Origin of the sequence: Pandoraea commovens, assembly GCF_024704525.1 — a bacterium.
GTDB lineage: Bacteria > Pseudomonadota > Gammaproteobacteria > Burkholderiales > Burkholderiaceae > Pandoraea > Pandoraea commovens.
Genome location: NZ_CP102780.1, coordinates 1751763 through 1766823, shown reverse-complemented (window position 1 = coordinate 1766823; position 15061 = coordinate 1751763). Strand labels below are relative to the sequence as shown.

11 protein-coding genes are annotated in these 15061 nt (G+C 64.0%); 10 read left to right on the top strand and 1 reads right to left on the bottom strand.

The features are described 5' to 3' along the window. Positions 1 to 6: 6 nt before the first annotated feature. Genes NTU39_RS08435 through dxs form a run of 5 tightly spaced genes read left to right on the top strand, consistent with a single transcriptional unit; the run spans position 7 to position 6696 of the window. A complete protein-coding gene (locus tag NTU39_RS08435; RefSeq protein ID WP_039399729.1) occupies positions 7 to 771 on the top strand; it encodes a phosphocholine cytidylyltransferase family protein in 765 nt (254 codons plus the stop codon). Further along, positions 768 to 2477, top strand: a complete 1710-nt coding sequence (gene aepX / locus NTU39_RS08430) for a phosphoenolpyruvate mutase (protein WP_257959655.1) — start codon at positions 768 to 770, stop codon at positions 2475 to 2477. Before NTU39_RS08435 ends, aepX begins: the two co-directional genes overlap by 4 nt. Continuing rightward, positions 2470 to 3657: a phosphonopyruvate decarboxylase gene (gene aepY / locus NTU39_RS08425; protein ID WP_039399731.1), complete on the top strand. Its 1188-nt coding sequence runs from the start codon at positions 2470 to 2472 to the stop codon at positions 3655 to 3657. Before aepX ends, aepY begins: the two co-directional genes overlap by 8 nt. Positions 3658 to 3696: 39 nt before the next feature. Beyond that, complete coding sequence (locus NTU39_RS08420) at positions 3697 to 4770, top strand: 2-aminoethylphosphonate aminotransferase (RefSeq protein ID WP_150665724.1); 1074 nt, start codon at positions 3697 to 3699, stop codon at positions 4768 to 4770. A 21-nt stretch (positions 4771 to 4791) separates the two neighbouring features. Next, on the top strand, positions 4792 to 6696 hold the full coding sequence (gene dxs / locus NTU39_RS08415; protein WP_150665725.1) for a 1-deoxy-D-xylulose-5-phosphate synthase: 1905 nt from the start codon (positions 4792 to 4794) through the stop codon (positions 6694 to 6696). 105 nt (positions 6697 to 6801) lie between these two features. Here dxs and hpnN read toward each other — a convergent pair whose 3' ends face one another. Next, the gene (gene hpnN / locus NTU39_RS08410) at positions 6802 to 9438 is read right to left on the bottom strand and encodes a hopanoid transporter HpnN (protein ID WP_257959654.1); all 2637 of its coding nucleotides are present in this window, start codon (positions 9436 to 9438) and stop codon (positions 6802 to 6804) included. A gap of 257 nt (positions 9439 to 9695) precedes the next feature. On the opposite strand from hpnN, the gene NTU39_RS08405 reads away from it, so the two are divergent. The 5 genes from NTU39_RS08405 to NTU39_RS08385 all read left to right on the top strand — a co-directional run bounded on the left by NTU39_RS08405 (position 9696) and on the right by NTU39_RS08385 (position 14994). Continuing rightward, complete coding sequence (locus NTU39_RS08405) at positions 9696 to 10346, top strand: MlaC/ttg2D family ABC transporter substrate-binding protein (protein ID WP_150665727.1); 651 nt, start codon at positions 9696 to 9698, stop codon at positions 10344 to 10346. 348 nt (positions 10347 to 10694) lie between these two features. Next, the gene (ispH, locus tag NTU39_RS08400) at positions 10695 to 11654 is read left to right on the top strand and encodes a 4-hydroxy-3-methylbut-2-enyl diphosphate reductase (RefSeq protein ID WP_150665728.1); all 960 of its coding nucleotides are present in this window, start codon (positions 10695 to 10697) and stop codon (positions 11652 to 11654) included. A 23-nt stretch (positions 11655 to 11677) separates the two neighbouring features. Next, entirely contained in the window at positions 11678 to 12799 is a 1122-nt protein-coding gene (gene hpnH / locus NTU39_RS08395) for an adenosyl-hopene transferase HpnH (RefSeq protein WP_257959653.1), read from the top strand. Then, positions 12800 to 13795 (top strand): hopanoid-associated sugar epimerase, encoded by a 996-nt coding sequence (hpnA, locus tag NTU39_RS08390; protein WP_150665730.1) that lies wholly within the window; start codon positions 12800 to 12802, stop codon positions 13793 to 13795. Beyond that, a complete protein-coding gene (locus tag NTU39_RS08385; RefSeq protein WP_257959652.1) occupies positions 13792 to 14994 on the top strand; it encodes a glycosyltransferase in 1203 nt (400 codons plus the stop codon). Before hpnA ends, NTU39_RS08385 begins: the two co-directional genes overlap by 4 nt. Positions 14995 to 15061 lie beyond the last annotated feature (67 nt).

The following is a 15061-nucleotide window of genomic DNA, read 5'->3' as shown; positions in this document are numbered from 1 at the left end:
TCGACCATGCGGGCCATCATTCTCGCAGCAGGCATGGGCCTGCGTTTGCTCCAGCCCGAAGACAAGCAGTCGCCCAAGTGCCTGCTGAAGTTCGACGGCATGTCGCTGCTGGAGCGCCACCTTCGCATGCTGGCAGCGGCCGGCATCACGGACGTCGTGCTCGCGCTCGGGTTCCATCACGAGCAAGTGAGCGAGGAACTGGAGCGTCTGAACTGGACGCCGCGTCCCAAGATTTACCTCAACCCGGAATTCAATCTGGGTAGCGTGCTCACGCTGCATACCACGGCTGAAGCCATGACCGCCGGTGGCGACGTGCTCGTCATGGATGCAGACGTGCTCTACGACCAGCGCATTTTCAACGCCCTCGTGGCGGGCAAGACCGCCAACCGTCTGCTCATCGACCGTGACTTCGAAGTCGGCGACGAGCCGGTCAAGCTGTGCCTGCGCGACGGCGTGCCCGTCGAGCTGCGCAAGCAGGTCATGGTCGGCCTCGAATACGACACCGTCGGCGAGTCCGTCGGTTTCTTCCGTTTCAACGAAGCGACGGCAACGCGTCTGGCGGAAATCACGCGCGATTACGTCGAATCGGGCCGCGCCAAGATGCCGCACGAAGAAGCCGTGCGCGATCTGCTGCTCGAGCGCGGCGCGCAATTCGAAACCGCCGACGTCACGGGCTTCCCGTGGATCGAAATCGACTACCCTGAAGATGTGAAGCGCGCCGCCGATCAGGTGCTGCCGCAACTCGAACCGCTCACGATGGTGTCCGAATGAACGCTCCCGACGCATTTACCCTCCCGCCGACGGCTACGCGTGCAGCGCAACTGCGCGCCATGCTGCTCAGCAATCAGCTCGAATTCCTGATGGAAGCCCACAACGGCATTTCCGCGCGTATCGTGCGCGAAGCCGGTTTCAAGGGCATCTGGGCGTCCGGGCTGACCATTTCGGCGCAGTTCGGCGTTCGCGACAACAACGAAGCCAGCTGGACCCAGGTTGTCGACAACCTCGAATTCATGGCCGACGCCAGCGACTTGCCGATCCTGCTCGACGGCGACACCGGCTACGGCAACTTCAACAACATGCGACGTCTCGTGCGCAAGCTCGAACAACGTGGCATCGCTGGCGTGTGCATCGAAGACAAGGTCTTCCCGAAGACCAACAGCTTCATCGGTGGCGAACGTCAGCCGCTGGCCGACATCGACGAGTTCTGCGGCAAGATCAAGGCCGGTAAGGACTCGCAGGCCGATGACGATTTCTCCATCGTCGCCCGTGTCGAAGCGCTGATCGCCGGCTGGGGTATGGAAGAAGCCCTGCGTCGTGCCGAGGCCTATCATCAGGCCGGAGCGGACGCCATCCTGATCCACAGCAAGCTCAAGCGTGCCGATGAAATCGTGCAATTCGCGCGTGAGTGGGGCAACCGCTGCCCGCTGGTGATCGTGCCGACGAAGTACTACAGCACGCCCACCGACGTGTTCCGCGAAGCCGGGATCAGCCTCGTGATCTGGGCGAACCATCTGCTGCGCGCCGCCACCTCGGCCATGCAGTCGGTGGCCGCCGAGATCCATCGCAACGAAACGCTCATCAACGTGGAAGACCGCGTAGCCACCGTGGACGAGATCTTCCGTCTGCAAGACGCCGACGAGTACACGCAGGCCGAAGACCGCTACCTGTCCGCCGCCAATGCACCGCGCTCGGCCATCGTGCTGGCCGCCAGCCGTGGCAAGAACCTGGAGAGCGTGACGACCGACCGTCCGAAGGTCATGCTGCCGGTCGCGGGCAAGCCGCTGCTGCGCTGGCTGGTCGACGGCTTCAAGAAGCAGAACGTGAACGACATTACGGTCGTGGGCGGCTATCGTGCCGACGCGATCGACACCGCCGGGATCACGCTCGCCGTCAACGAACGTCACGCCGAAACGGGCGAACTGGCCTCGCTCGCACGCGTTGCCAATGCCTTCACGCAAGACACCGTAGTGTCGTACGGCGACCTGCTGTTCCGCAGCTATATCGTGCGCGATCTGGTCGAGAGCGACGCCGACTTTACCGTCGTGGTCGACTCCACGGCGGCGGTCACCGCCAACGCGGCGAACGCCAGCGTGCGCGACTTCGCGTATTGCTCGGCAGGCGACGACCGTGGTCTGTTCGGTCAGCAAGCGCTGCTCGAAAAGATCAGCGGCGACGCCTCGGACGCGGGCCGCACGCCCAACGGCCGCTGGATCGGTCTGCTCGGTGTGCGTGGCGACGAAGGCCGCACGCAACTCCAACGCGTTTTTGCCGCGCTTCAGGCGCGTGCCGACTTCGACCAGCTCGGCATGCCCGAACTGATCAACGCGCTGGCCGCCGATGGTGCCAGGATCGAAGTGCAATACGTGCACGGCCACTGGCGCGGTGTGAACGACATGGAAGAATTCCGCCGCGCGGCCGATTTCGCCCATGGTCAGACGCCGTTCAGCGGCACCGCTCCGGAGACGCAAGGTGATTGAGGCAGGTCAGTTCGTCGAAGCTGCGCGCAAGCACGGCTTCACGTGGTACACCGGCGTGCCGTGTTCGTTCCTCACGCCGTTCATCAACTACGTGCTGCAAGACCCGACATTGCACTATCTGTCGGCAGCCAACGAGGGCGACGCAGTCGCCATCGCGGCAGGCGCGACGCTCGGTGAAGGCCGTGGCGCGCGCTCCGTCACCATGATGCAAAACTCGGGCCTCGGCAACGCGGTCAGCCCGCTCACGTCGCTCACGTGGACGTTCCGTCTGCCGCAGTTGCTGATCGTGACGTGGCGTGGCCAGCCGGGCATTACCGACGAGCCGCAACACGCGCTCATGGGTCCGATCACGCCCGCCATGCTCGACCTGATGGAAGTGCCCTGGGAGTTGTTCCCGACCGAGCCCGATGCGATTGCACCGGCGCTGGAGCGCGCGGTGCGTCATATGGACGAGACCGGCCGCCCCTACGCACTGGTGATGCAAAAGGGCAGCGTGGCGCCGTTCCCGCTGCAACCGTCGGAGCGTCCCGCACGTCCGGCACAACCGGCACCGGTGTCGGTCATGCGCGGTGTTGCGCCGTCGGACATGCCGACGCGTCGCGACGCCCTCGCCCGTGTCATCGCGCATACGCCGCTCGAAGGCACTGTGGTGCTGGCGTCGACCGGCTTCTGCGGACGCGAACTCTACGCCCTCGACGACCGTGCCAACCAGCTCTACATGGTCGGCTCGATGGGATGCGTGACGACGCTGGCGCTGGGTCTTGCGCTCGCGCGTCCGGACCTGCGCGTGGTCGCGCTCGATGGCGACGGCGCGGCGCTTATGCGCATGGGCGCGTTTGCGACGCTGGGCGCTTACGGCCCGTCGAACCTCATCCATTTGCTGCTCGATAACGCCTCCCACGACTCGACCGGCGCGCAGGCGACGGTCTCGCCGACGGTGTCGTTCGCCGGTGTCGCCGCCGCCAGCGGCTACGCGCTGGCGCTCGAAGGCGATACGCTCGACGTCATCGAGCAGTTGTTCGACGGTCGCAGCCACAGCCTGAACGACGGCCCCCGCTTCGCGTGTCTGACGACGCGCCCCGGCACGCCGGACGGTCTGCCGCGCCCGAAGGTGACGCCGGAAGCCGTGAAGTCGCGACTGATGGACCATATTGCACAACGCGCACAGGCTTCGGCCTGAGCGATCCCCCTTTACGATATCTGCCGAGGAAGCTTCGCCATGCTGTTACTGAATCCGGGCCCCGTTACCCTGACCGAGCGTGTTCGCAAAAGTCTGCTGCAACCCGATCTGTGCCACCGCGAGCCTGAATTCTTCGACTTGCAGGACGAAGCCCGCGCGCGTCTGACGGCCGTGTACGGCCTCGACCCAGCCGTGTGGACGCCGGTGCTGATGACCGGTTCGGGCACGGCTGCCGTCGAGAGCATGACGGCTGGCCTCGTGCCGGAAGGCGGTCGCCTGCTGATCGTCGAGAACGGCGTGTACGGCGAGCGCATCTCGCAGATCGCGAAGCAATATCGCATCGATCACGACGTCATCCATTTCGAATGGATGCAGGCGCCGGATCTGGCGCAGATCGTCGCCAAGCTGGACGCCGCAGGCGAGCGTCCGTACACGAATGTGGCGATCATTCACCACGAAACGACCACCGGCCGTCTGAACGATCTGACGGGCATCTCGCGTGTGTGCCGTGAGCGCGGTATCGACCTGCTGGTCGATGGCGTGAGCAGCTTCGCCGCCGAAGCCATCGACTTCAACGACTCGGCCATCGTGGCTGTAGCCGCAACCGCCAACAAGTGCGTGCACGGCGTGCCGGGCGTGTCGTTCGTGCTCGTGCGCAAGACAGCCCTCGCGAAGGCGTTCGCCCGCACCTACTATCTGGACATCGCGCGCCTCGCTAAGCTGCAAGCCGAGCGCAACACGCCGTTCACGCCGTCCGTGCAGGCTTACTACGCGCTCGTCGAAGCACTGCGCGAACTGGACGATGCGGGCGGCTGGGAAAAGCGTCACGCGCACTACGGTGCGCTCGCCGAGCAAGCGCGCGCCGGTCTGGCCGCGCTGGGGATCGACAGCGTACTGCCGCCGGGCGAATCGTCGGTGGTGCTGCGTGCCTACAAGCTGCCTGCCGGCGTCGACTATCCGCGTCTGCACGACTGGCTCAAGGCCGACGGCTTCGTCATCTACGCTGGTCAGGGCGGTCTGTCGAAGGAACTGTTCCGTATCTCGACGATGGGCAACCTTACAACGGCCGACATCGATCGCCTGCTGGCCTCCTTCGCCCGACTGGTGAAGTAAGCCGGGGACGGACGTTCAGCCATGACAGATTTGCTAGCCAGCCTCCACTCCCCTGCCGAACTGCGCGCGCTCTCGCGTCCCGAATTGCGCCGCGTGGCCGACGAACTGCGCGCCTGCGTGCTCGAGAACGTCTCACGCACCGGCGGGCACTTATCGTCGAATCTGGGCACCGTCGAGCTGACGATCGCCCTGCACTATGTCTTCGACACGCCGAACGACCGGATTGTGTGGGACGTGGGTCATCAGACCTACCCGCACAAGATCCTGACGGGTCGGCGCGAAGCCATGCCGACGCTGCGTCAGTGGCAAGGGCTGTCGGGCTTTCCGAAACGCGACGAATCGCCGTACGACACGTTCGGTACGGCGCATTCGAGCACGTCGATTTCGGCAGCGCTGGGCATGGCGCTGGCCAGCAAGGTCAAGGGTGAAAAGCGTCACGCCATTGCCGTGATCGGCGATGGCGCGATGACGGCGGGCGAGGCGTTCGAAGCGCTGAACAATGCCGGTGTCTACGACGATCTGCCGTTTCTCGTCGTGCTCAACGACAACGATATGTCGATCTCGCCACCTGTCGGCGCGCTCAATCAGTACCTCACGCGTCTGATGTCCGGTCAGTTTTACTCGGCGGGTAAGGAAAGCGTGCGCAATCTGCTGCGCAACGCGCCCGCGCCGATGCGCGAACTCGCGCACAAGCTCGAAGAACATGCCAAGGCCATCGTCTCGCCCACGGGCACGATGTTCGAGGAATTCGGCTTCAACTATCTCGGTCCCATCGACGGCCACGATCTCGACGCGCTGATCCCGGCGCTCGAGAACATCAAAGCCCTCAAGGGGCCGCAGTTCCTGCATGTGGTCACGCGCAAGGGCCGTGGCTACAAGCTGGCCGAGGCCGATCCCGTGCTATACCACGGACCGGGCAAGTTCAATCCGAGCGAAGGCATTCGTCCGGCCGCACCGGGCTCCGTTTCGGCCAAGACCTACACGCAGGTGTTCGGGGAATGGCTGTGCGATGCGGCTGCGGCAGACAAGCGCGTTGTCGGCGTGACACCGGCCATGCGCGAAGGCTCCGGCCTTGTGGAGTTCGAGAAGCGCTTTCCCGAGCGCTATTACGACGTCGGCATTGCCGAGCAGCACGCCGTCACGTTCGCGGGCGGGCTGGCGACGGAAGGTCTGCGGCCGGTCGTCGCGATCTACTCGACGTTCCTGCAGCGCGGCTACGACCAGTTGATCCACGACGTCGCCTTGCAGAATCTGCCGGTCCTTTTCGCAATCGACCGTGGCGGTCTGGTCGGTGCGGACGGGGCGACCCACGCGGGTGCGTACGACATCGCCTATCTGCGCTGCATTCCGAATATGGTCGTGATGGCCCCGGCCGACGAGAACGAATGCCGTCAGATGTTGCACACGGCACTTGGAATCGATGGACCGAGCGCGGTGCGCTATCCGCGCGGCACCGGCCCCGGCGTGAAGACCGAAGCGGGTTTGTCGACGCTGCCAGTCGGCCGTGCACAGGTGCGTCGTCAAAGCGCTGCCCCCGCAGGCAAGCGGGTTGCGATTCTGGCCTTTGGGTCGATGGTCGCGCTGGCCGAACAAGTGGCGGAAGCCTTCGACGCGAGCGTGGTCAACATGCGCTTCGTCAAACCGCTGGACGAAGCGACGGTACTTGAGATGGCGCGCACGCACGACCTCGTGGTGACGCTCGAAGAAGCATCGGTGATGGGCGGTGCAGGCACGGCCTGTGTGGAAGCGCTGGGCGCTAACGGTGTGTTGGTCCCTGTGCTTCAACTGGGGCTGCCCGACACGTACATCGATCAGGGCACGCCTGCGCAACAACTGGCCTCCGTCGGCCTCGATGTGCCGGGCATCACGGCCTCGATTCGCCGCGCAATGGCTGAGCGCCTCGGTGGGTCGGTCGAGGCGGTGTAGTGCGCATTTGACGGCGTACACGAGCATCGACCGCGCATTCGTCACACCTAAGAAAAAACGGCACCTCTCGGTGCCGTTTTTCATTGCCTTGCAGCTTCCGTGTGGTCAGGACTGCTTCGGCGGTACAGCCTTCCCGCGTGGCTTGCCCATCAGCACCGGCTGGAAGAACACCGCGCCGATGAGCGTACACACGAGCGACAGCGCCAGCAGCTTGCCCATACTCGACGTGCCGGGGTGATGCGACAGCCAGAGACTGCCGAACGCGATGCCCGTGGTCGCCGCAGACAGCACGATCGCCTGCGTCAGACCCGACGCCAGCAAGCGGTACTGTCCGTGACGCCACGCGATCACGTAGTAGATCTTGAACGCTACCCCCACGCCCAGCAGCAACGGCAGCGCAATGATGTTCGCGAAGTTCAGCGGCAACCCGATCAGCACCGTCACTTCAAGCGTCACGGCCGCCGAGACCAGCAGCGGGACCAGCGTGCGCAGCACGTCGCCGAAGTTGCGCAGCGCCAGCCACAGCAGAATCGTGATCGACAGCAAGGCCCACGCTCCCGCCTCGATGAACGCACGAATGATCGTGTTGGCCGAGCGCAGAATCGAGATCGGACCGCCGACGGCGTCCGGCGTCGTGCGCAGCACGGCCTCGGTGAATTTGCGCAGCATCACGTCGTCGCTCGGGTCCGCGCCCTTCTCCACGCGCGGCGAGATGTTGACGAGGGCACGCCCGTCAGCGGCCACCCACTGCGACGCGATGTCCTTCGGCAACGATTCACGCGTCACAGATTGGGGCTGCAACGCGTCTCGCAGTTGACCGAGCGCCAGTTTCAGCGGGTCGGCAATCGCACGGTCGGCACGGTCACGCGTGGCAGGATCGGCCGCTGCGAGCTTGCGCAACGCCGCCGCCAGACGCTGCGCTTGCTTCGCGCCCTCGCCCGGGTAATCGAGCGCGGCGTCTTCAAGCTGGCCAGCGGCCGTCTTGAGCGCCGAGACGCGCGTTGCATCCGGCACAGCGGCCAGCGGCGTTTGCGTGAGTACCGGCAGCAGCGATGTCGCAGCCGTTCCGATCATCGCCAGCTTGGCGGGTTGGTCGGACGGCAAAAACGTGGTCAGCGTCACCACGCGGCCGATCTCCGGCACGGCGCGCAGCTTCGCGGCTTCGGCATCGGCATCCGCGAGATTCGGCGCGAGCAACTGCACATCGTTGACCCCCGCTTCCGGCGAATTCGACAGATCGATGAGCGTCGCCATCGACTCCGTATGCGGGTCTTTCAGATGCAGCGGGTTGAAATCGAAGTGCAGATGCGCGAGCAACGGCAGCCCGGCAATGACCAGCGCGAGCGTGCCGTACAGCAACGGCTTGCGGTGCTTCTCGGTGAAATCGTCGACCGGCCCGAGGCTGCGGAACCCGGGCGGGCTCGGCTCGCCCTTGGGCTTGAACACGCTGATGAGCGCAGGCAGCAGCGTAATCGCCGACGGGAAGGCGACGCACAGAATGCCGACACCCGCGATCAGGCCCAGTTCGGACACGCCGCGATAATCGGTCGGCAGGAACGAGAAGAAGCTGGCCGCCGTAGCTGCTGCGGCCAGCGTGAGCGGCATCGCAATCTGCTTGCCTGCGCCCGCCAGAGCGCCGCGCAGTACGTCGTCGCCCGATTTGCCATCGTCATGCTCCAGACGATGTCGCTCTTCCCGATAACGCACGCCGAACTGAATGCCGAAGTCCACACCTATGCCGACGAACAGCACCGCGAACGCCACGGAAATCATGTTGAGCGCGCCGACCATCATCAGACCGAGCGCAAACGTGACGGCCAGCCCCGCGAGCAAAGTGATGAAGACAGCAAGAATCATCTTGCCCGAGCGCACAGCCAGCCACAGCACCACGAGCACGGCGAGCAGCGTGATGACGGCGTTCGGCCCTGCGTCCTGACGCACAGACGCGAACTCCTCGTCCGACAGCGGACGCGGGCCGGTGAGGCGCACCGTCGCGCCGTAGCGCTGCGCAAGCTTCAAGTCGGCTACAGCGTCGCGAATACGCGTGGCCGCGTTGGCACCTGCTTCGAGCGCGCCGTAATCCAGCACGGGCTGCACCTGCACGTAGCTGCGTGCGACGGTATCGGGCGCGACCAGCGCACGCCACGACATTGCGGCCGGACGATTCGCGAGCACAGCCTCCGAGGCATCTGCCGCGTTGCCCAGCAGGCGCGACATATCGGAGAGCTTCACCTGACCGGTTAGCAACGGCGTCTGCAACGTCACCGACAGCAGGTTCGACAGACCGGCGAGGCTCGGATCTTGCGCGAGACGGTTGAGCAACGGTTTGGCGTCTTCAAGCTTGCCGGTGAGCGACTTAACGTCGTCCGTCGACGCGAATAGCAATGCGTTGTGCGCGAAGAAGTCGCCCGCGCCGGGACGACTCACCGCGCGGAACACGTCCGTCTCGCTTTCCAGCTTGGCCGCCAGCTCAGCCGCAGCCTTGTCGGCGAACTCGGCGGCGGGTGCCTGCACGACGGCCAGCGTCAGATCGGTCTTCTGCGGGAACGCACGGTCGATTTCGCGACCGCGTTCGGCGGCCGGGGTATTCAGGTCGATCAGGCTGGAGACGTCGGTGTTGATCGCGAAATGCTTGGCGACGTACACACAACTGGCCACCACAAGCAGCAGCGAAGCGAAGATGACCGGGTACGCGTGCTTCGCCGAAAAACGGACGATGCGCACGACGAGCGAAGTCAGCATGAAGCGGTTCCGGAAGAAAGTGGAAGTCTCACTGTGACGTCCGACGCATAGCCCGCTGCCCCCCATCAACACGTAACGAAAGGTTAAACATTGGCGGGAATCAGGAACCAATTGCGGAGAAAGTCCGTCGATCAGCCCAGAGAATGCGCAGTGAACAGTGAATTTACAAAATCGCAGCAGTATACAGGGGCCGGGTGTGCGTCACGTGCACTACACTACGGCCTACCCCCGAATCCAACCTATTCAGACAAGCTGGCATGAATAAATTCCTGATGACGGTGGCTGCCGTCGCTTTGAGCGGTATCGGCAGCGTAGTGACCGTATCCAGTGCCTGGGCGCAGGCAAGCGCCAATCCGAACGACATGGTGAAGACGGCCGTCGAGACGGTCGTCAAGGCCGTGAAGGCCGATCCGGTGGCCAAGACCGGTGATGTCTCCGCCACGGCGCGCGTCGTCGCCCGCGACTTCCTACCGTATGCCGATTTCCTGCGCACCACGCGCTTTGCCGTCGGCCCCAAAGCCTTCGATGCCGCGACGCCCACTCAGCAACAGCAGGTCTTCGAACAGTTCCAGCAACTGCTCGTGAACACCTTTGCGCTGCAACTCTCGCAAGTGCGCGGCAACGACCTGACGTTCAAGTTCGATCCGGCGAAACTCACTGCAAACAGCAGCGATGTGGTGGTGGGCGCAACCGTCAGCGGCACAGGCGACAACCTGTCGGTCGCTTACCGTCTCACGAAGACCGACAAGGGCTGGAAGATCTACGACATCAACATGATGGGCGAGAACGTGGCCAACGCCTGGCTCATCCAGTTGTATCAGCCGCAGTTCAAGGCGCGCATCGCCCAGGGCGGCATCGACAGCCTGATCGCCTACCTGCGCGAGAAGAACGACCGTTTCGGCAAATAAAATCAACGGCTTAGAGAAGCCGTTCGCTTCCGGCCAGGCAGATTGAATGACCGTTCACCGAAATTTGCGGGGAATGGCAGCAGGATCGGCGCAGAACTCACCCAGATCGGCGCCGATTCGTCAACATTTACGCAACACTTGCGGGCGCTCTCCTACCGGGGGTCGTCAGCAATATTTGGCAGCCACGGTTACAATCGCTGCTTGTCAAACGACCGGACGGCGGTCCCCCCACGGGTGTGTACGATTTGCCATCGCAACTGGCCTTGTACGCTCCATCGCGCCTGGCTTCCAGGTGCATGGAAACCCGATAGAAACCGCCATCCCGGCCGACCTGAGCCGGAGAGCTGAATGCAAGTCTTACTTGCCCAACCCCGCGGGTTTTGTGCGGGTGTCATACGTGCCATCGAGATCGTAGAGCGTGCGCTGGAAAAATACGGCGCGCCGGTCTACGTTCGCCATGAGATCGTCCATAACAAGCACGTGGTCGATTCGCTCAAGGCGAAGGGTGCGCGCTTTATCGCCGAGTTGTCCGAAGCCCCTGCGGGCGCTGTCACTATTTTCAGCGCCCATGGCGTCGCACGCGTCGTCGAGCAGGAAGCGGAGATTCGCGGTCTGAAGGTGCTCAATGCCACCTGCCCGCTCGTCACCAAGGTGCACATTCAAGGCAAGAACTACGTGTCTGCCGGTCGTGAAGTCATTCTGATCGGTCACGCCGGACACCCGGAAGTCGAGGGGACGATGGGCCAGATCGACGGCCCGGTTCACCTCGTGCAGACCGAGGCCGATGTCGATGCCCTGCCGCTCGCCATCGACACGCCGGTCTCGTACGTCACGCAGACCACGCTGTCGGTCGACGAGACTCGCGGTATCATTGCTGCGCTGCAACGTCGCTTTACCAATATCGTCGGCCCGAACACCAAAGACATCTGCTACGCCACGCAGAATCGCCAGACCGCCGTGCGCGAGCTGTGCGAGCGTGTGGACGTACTGCTCGTGGTCGGGGCGACGAATAGCTCGAACTCGAACCGCCTGCGCGAAATCGGCTCCGAAATGGGGCTGCCGAGCTATCTCGTGGCCGACGGCTCCGAGGTAAATCCGGAATGGGTGCGCGGCAAAGCCCGCATCGGCATTACCGCAGGGGCGTCCGCGCCCGAGCGCATGGTCGAAGACGTGATCGATGCGCTGCGTCGCATCGACACGGTCGAAGTGACTCTCATGGACGGCATCGAGGAAACTATCCAGTTCCGCTTGCCGTCGGAATTGACCAAAGACGAGCCGGTCGCCGCACGCCACGCGGTCGCTGGCTAACGCTATACGAACAGGAGCCGAACTTGGCCATCCCCTTTCTGCAACAGGCGTATGTTGGCGCCTATCTGATGAAGCAACGCTTCAAGGGCGTCAAGCGCTACCCGCTGGTGCTGATGCTCGAACCGCTCTTCCGCTGCAATCTGGCCTGCTCGGGCTGCGGCAAGATCGACTATCCGGATCCCATCCTGAACCAGCGCGTCTCGCTCAAGGACTCCCTTGACGCAGTGGACGAATGCGGCGCACCGGTCGTCTCGATCGCTGGCGGCGAGCCGCTGCTGCACAAAGAGATGCCGGAGATCGTCAAGGGCATCATCGCGCGCAAAAAGTTCGTGTATCTGTGCACGAACGCCCTGCTGCTCGAAAAGAAGATCGACGACTACGAGCCGAGCCCGTTCTTCGTGTGGTCGATCCACCTCGACGGCGACCGTGAAATGCACGACGCCGCCGTGTCGCAGGAAGGTGTGTACGACCGCGCCGTGGCCGCCATCAAGCTGGCGAAGTCGCGCGGCTTCCGTGTGAACATCAACTGCACGCTGTTCAACAACGCCGATCCGGAAAAGGTCGCCAAGTTCTTCGATTCGACGAAGGATCTGGGCCTCGACGGCATCACCGTGTCGCCGGGCTACGCTTACGAGCGCGCCCCGGACCAGCAGCACTTCCTGAACCGTTCGAAGACCAAGCAACTGTTCCGCGACATTCTCAAGCGCGGCAACGGCGGCAAGAACTGGACGTTCAGCCAGTCGAGCCTGTTCCTGGACTTCCTCGCCGGCAACCGTTCGTACCACTGCACGCCGTGGGGCAACCCGACGCGTACGGTGTTCGGCTGGCAGCGTCCGTGCTACCTGCTCGGCGAAGGCTATGCCAAGACGTACACGGAACTGATGGACACCACCGACTGGGACAAGTACGGTGTGGGCAACTACGAGAAGTGCGCGGACTGCATGGTGCACAGCGGCTTCGAAGCGACGGCCGTGAACGAAACCATCTCGCACCCGCTGCGTGCTCTGGGTGTGGCGCTCAAGGGCGTGCGTACCGAAGGCAAGATGGCGGACGACATCTCGTTCGCCAAGCAGCGTCCGGCTGAGTTCGTGTTCTCGAAGCACGTCGAGATCAAGCTCGACGAACTGCGCCGGGCTAAGGCGTAAATGCCGTCGCGAGTGCTGGTCACCGGCGCCTCCGGGTTCGTCGGTTCTGCGGTAGCACGTACGGCGCTCGCGCGCGGTCATGAGGTTCGCCTGCTGGTGCGTGGCACCAGCCCCCGGGCGAACCTCGCCGACCTGCCTGTCGAGGTCGTGGAAGGCGACATGCGCGACGCGGCATCGATGCAGCGCGCGCTGACCGGCGTGGACGCCCTGCTCCACGTGGCCGCCGACTACCGCCTCTGGGCGAAAGATCCCAACGACATCATGCGGGCCAACATCGACGGCACGCGCACGGTGATGGAAGCCGCGCTGCGTGCGGGCGTCGAACGTGTGGTGTACACCAGTAGCGTGGCTACGCTGCGTGTGCACGATGCCACCGGCCCTGTCGATGAAACCTCCCCGAACGAAGAAGCCACGACCATCGGCGTGTACAAGCGCAGCAAGGTCGCGGCCGAACGTCTGGTCGAGCGCATGATTGCGAACGACGGCCTGCCCGCCGTGATCGTCAATCCGTCCACGCCCATTGGGCCGCGCGACATCAAGCCCACGCCCACCGGGCGCATCATCGTCGAAGCCGCGCAAGGCAAGATTCCTGCGTTCGTCGATACGGGACTCAATCTCGTGCACGTCGACGACTGCGCCGAAGGCCATTTGCTGGCGCTGGAGCGTGGGCGCATCGGCGAGCGTTACATCCTCGGTGGCGACGACGTGCTGCTGCGCGACATGCTCGCCAGCATCGCGGGCATGGTCGGACGCAAAGCGCCGAAGATTGCCCTGCCCCGCTGGCCGCTGTATCCGCTCGCGATGGCGGCGCAGGGTGTGGCGCGCTTCACCGGCAAAGAGCCGTTCGTGACGGTCGACGGTCTGAAGATGTCGCGCTATCACATGTTCTTCTCCTCGGAGAAGGCCAAACGCGAGCTGGGCTACACTGCCCGCGCCTATCCCGAAGGTCTGCGCGACGCGCTCGCCTGGTTTGGTTCTGCCGGATATCTCTCATGACTGTTTTGGCCTGGATCGCCGCGTTGTCGCTGGCCATCTGGATCTACCTGCTGATCTCGCAAGGCGATTTCTGGCGTGCGCGTGAGCGCGACGATCTGAACGAAGACCGTCTGCCCGCTCCGGTCGTATGGCCTGCCGTTGCTGTCGTGATTCCTGCGCGCAACGAAGCAGAATCGATCGGTCAGGTGGTCGAGTCGCTTTGCCGTCAGGATTACGCGGGACGCCTGCGCATCGTCGTCGTCGACGATCAGAGCAGCGACGGCACGGCGGACCTCGCCCGCGAAGCTGCCGCCCGCGCTGCGGCCGACGGCCTGACGCGACGCGTGGATGTCCTCTCGGGTCAACCACTGCCCGGCGGATGGACCGGCAAGATGTGGGCGGTGCGTCAGGGCGTCGCGTTCGCGAGCGATCCGGCAACCAACGACGACGGCATCCGCCCCGAATACCTGCTGCACACCGACGCCGACATCGCGCATTCGCCCGACAACGTGCGCCGTCTGGTGACGCGCGCGACGGGCGATAACCGCGTACTCGTCTCACTCATGGCGAAGCTGCGTTGCACGGCATGGTTCGAGCGCACGCTGATTCCGGCGTTCGTGCTGTTCTTCCAGATGCTGTATCCGTTCGCCTGGGTCAACGATCCGAAGAAGAAGATGGCGGCCGCTGCTGGCGGCTGCATGCTGATCCATCGGCCGTCGCTCGAAGCCGGTGGCGGTATCGAAGCGATTCGCGACGAGATCATCGACGACTGCGCGATGGGACGCATGCTCAAGAAGCAAGGTCCGATCTGGCTGGGGTTGACGGAGCGCGCGGTAAGCGTGCGTCCATACGACAACCTCGGCGAGATTCGCAAGATGGTGTCGCGCACGGCTTACGCGCAGTTGCAGTACTCACCGGTGCTGCTGGCAGGCACGATCGTGTCGTTGCTGCTGACGTTCATCGTGCCACCGGTCATGACGATCTTCGGCTCGGGCATCGGCCAGTGGCTGGGGCTCTTTGCTTGGATCGCGATGACGATTTCGTATCTGCCGATGCTGCGCTTCTACCGTCAGCCGTCGAGCTTCGGTCCGATGCTGCCGCTCGTGGCCGCACTCTATACCGTCTTCACGTTCGACTCGGCGCTGCAACACTGGCGCGGTCGTGGCGGCATGTGGAAGGGCCGTGCGCAGGCACGCGGGCAACAGTCGTCGGACGTTTGAGTTCAACGTTTCGCAAAATTCAAAACCCCACAAGGTGCTTGCACTTGTGGGGTTTTTTAATGATTGC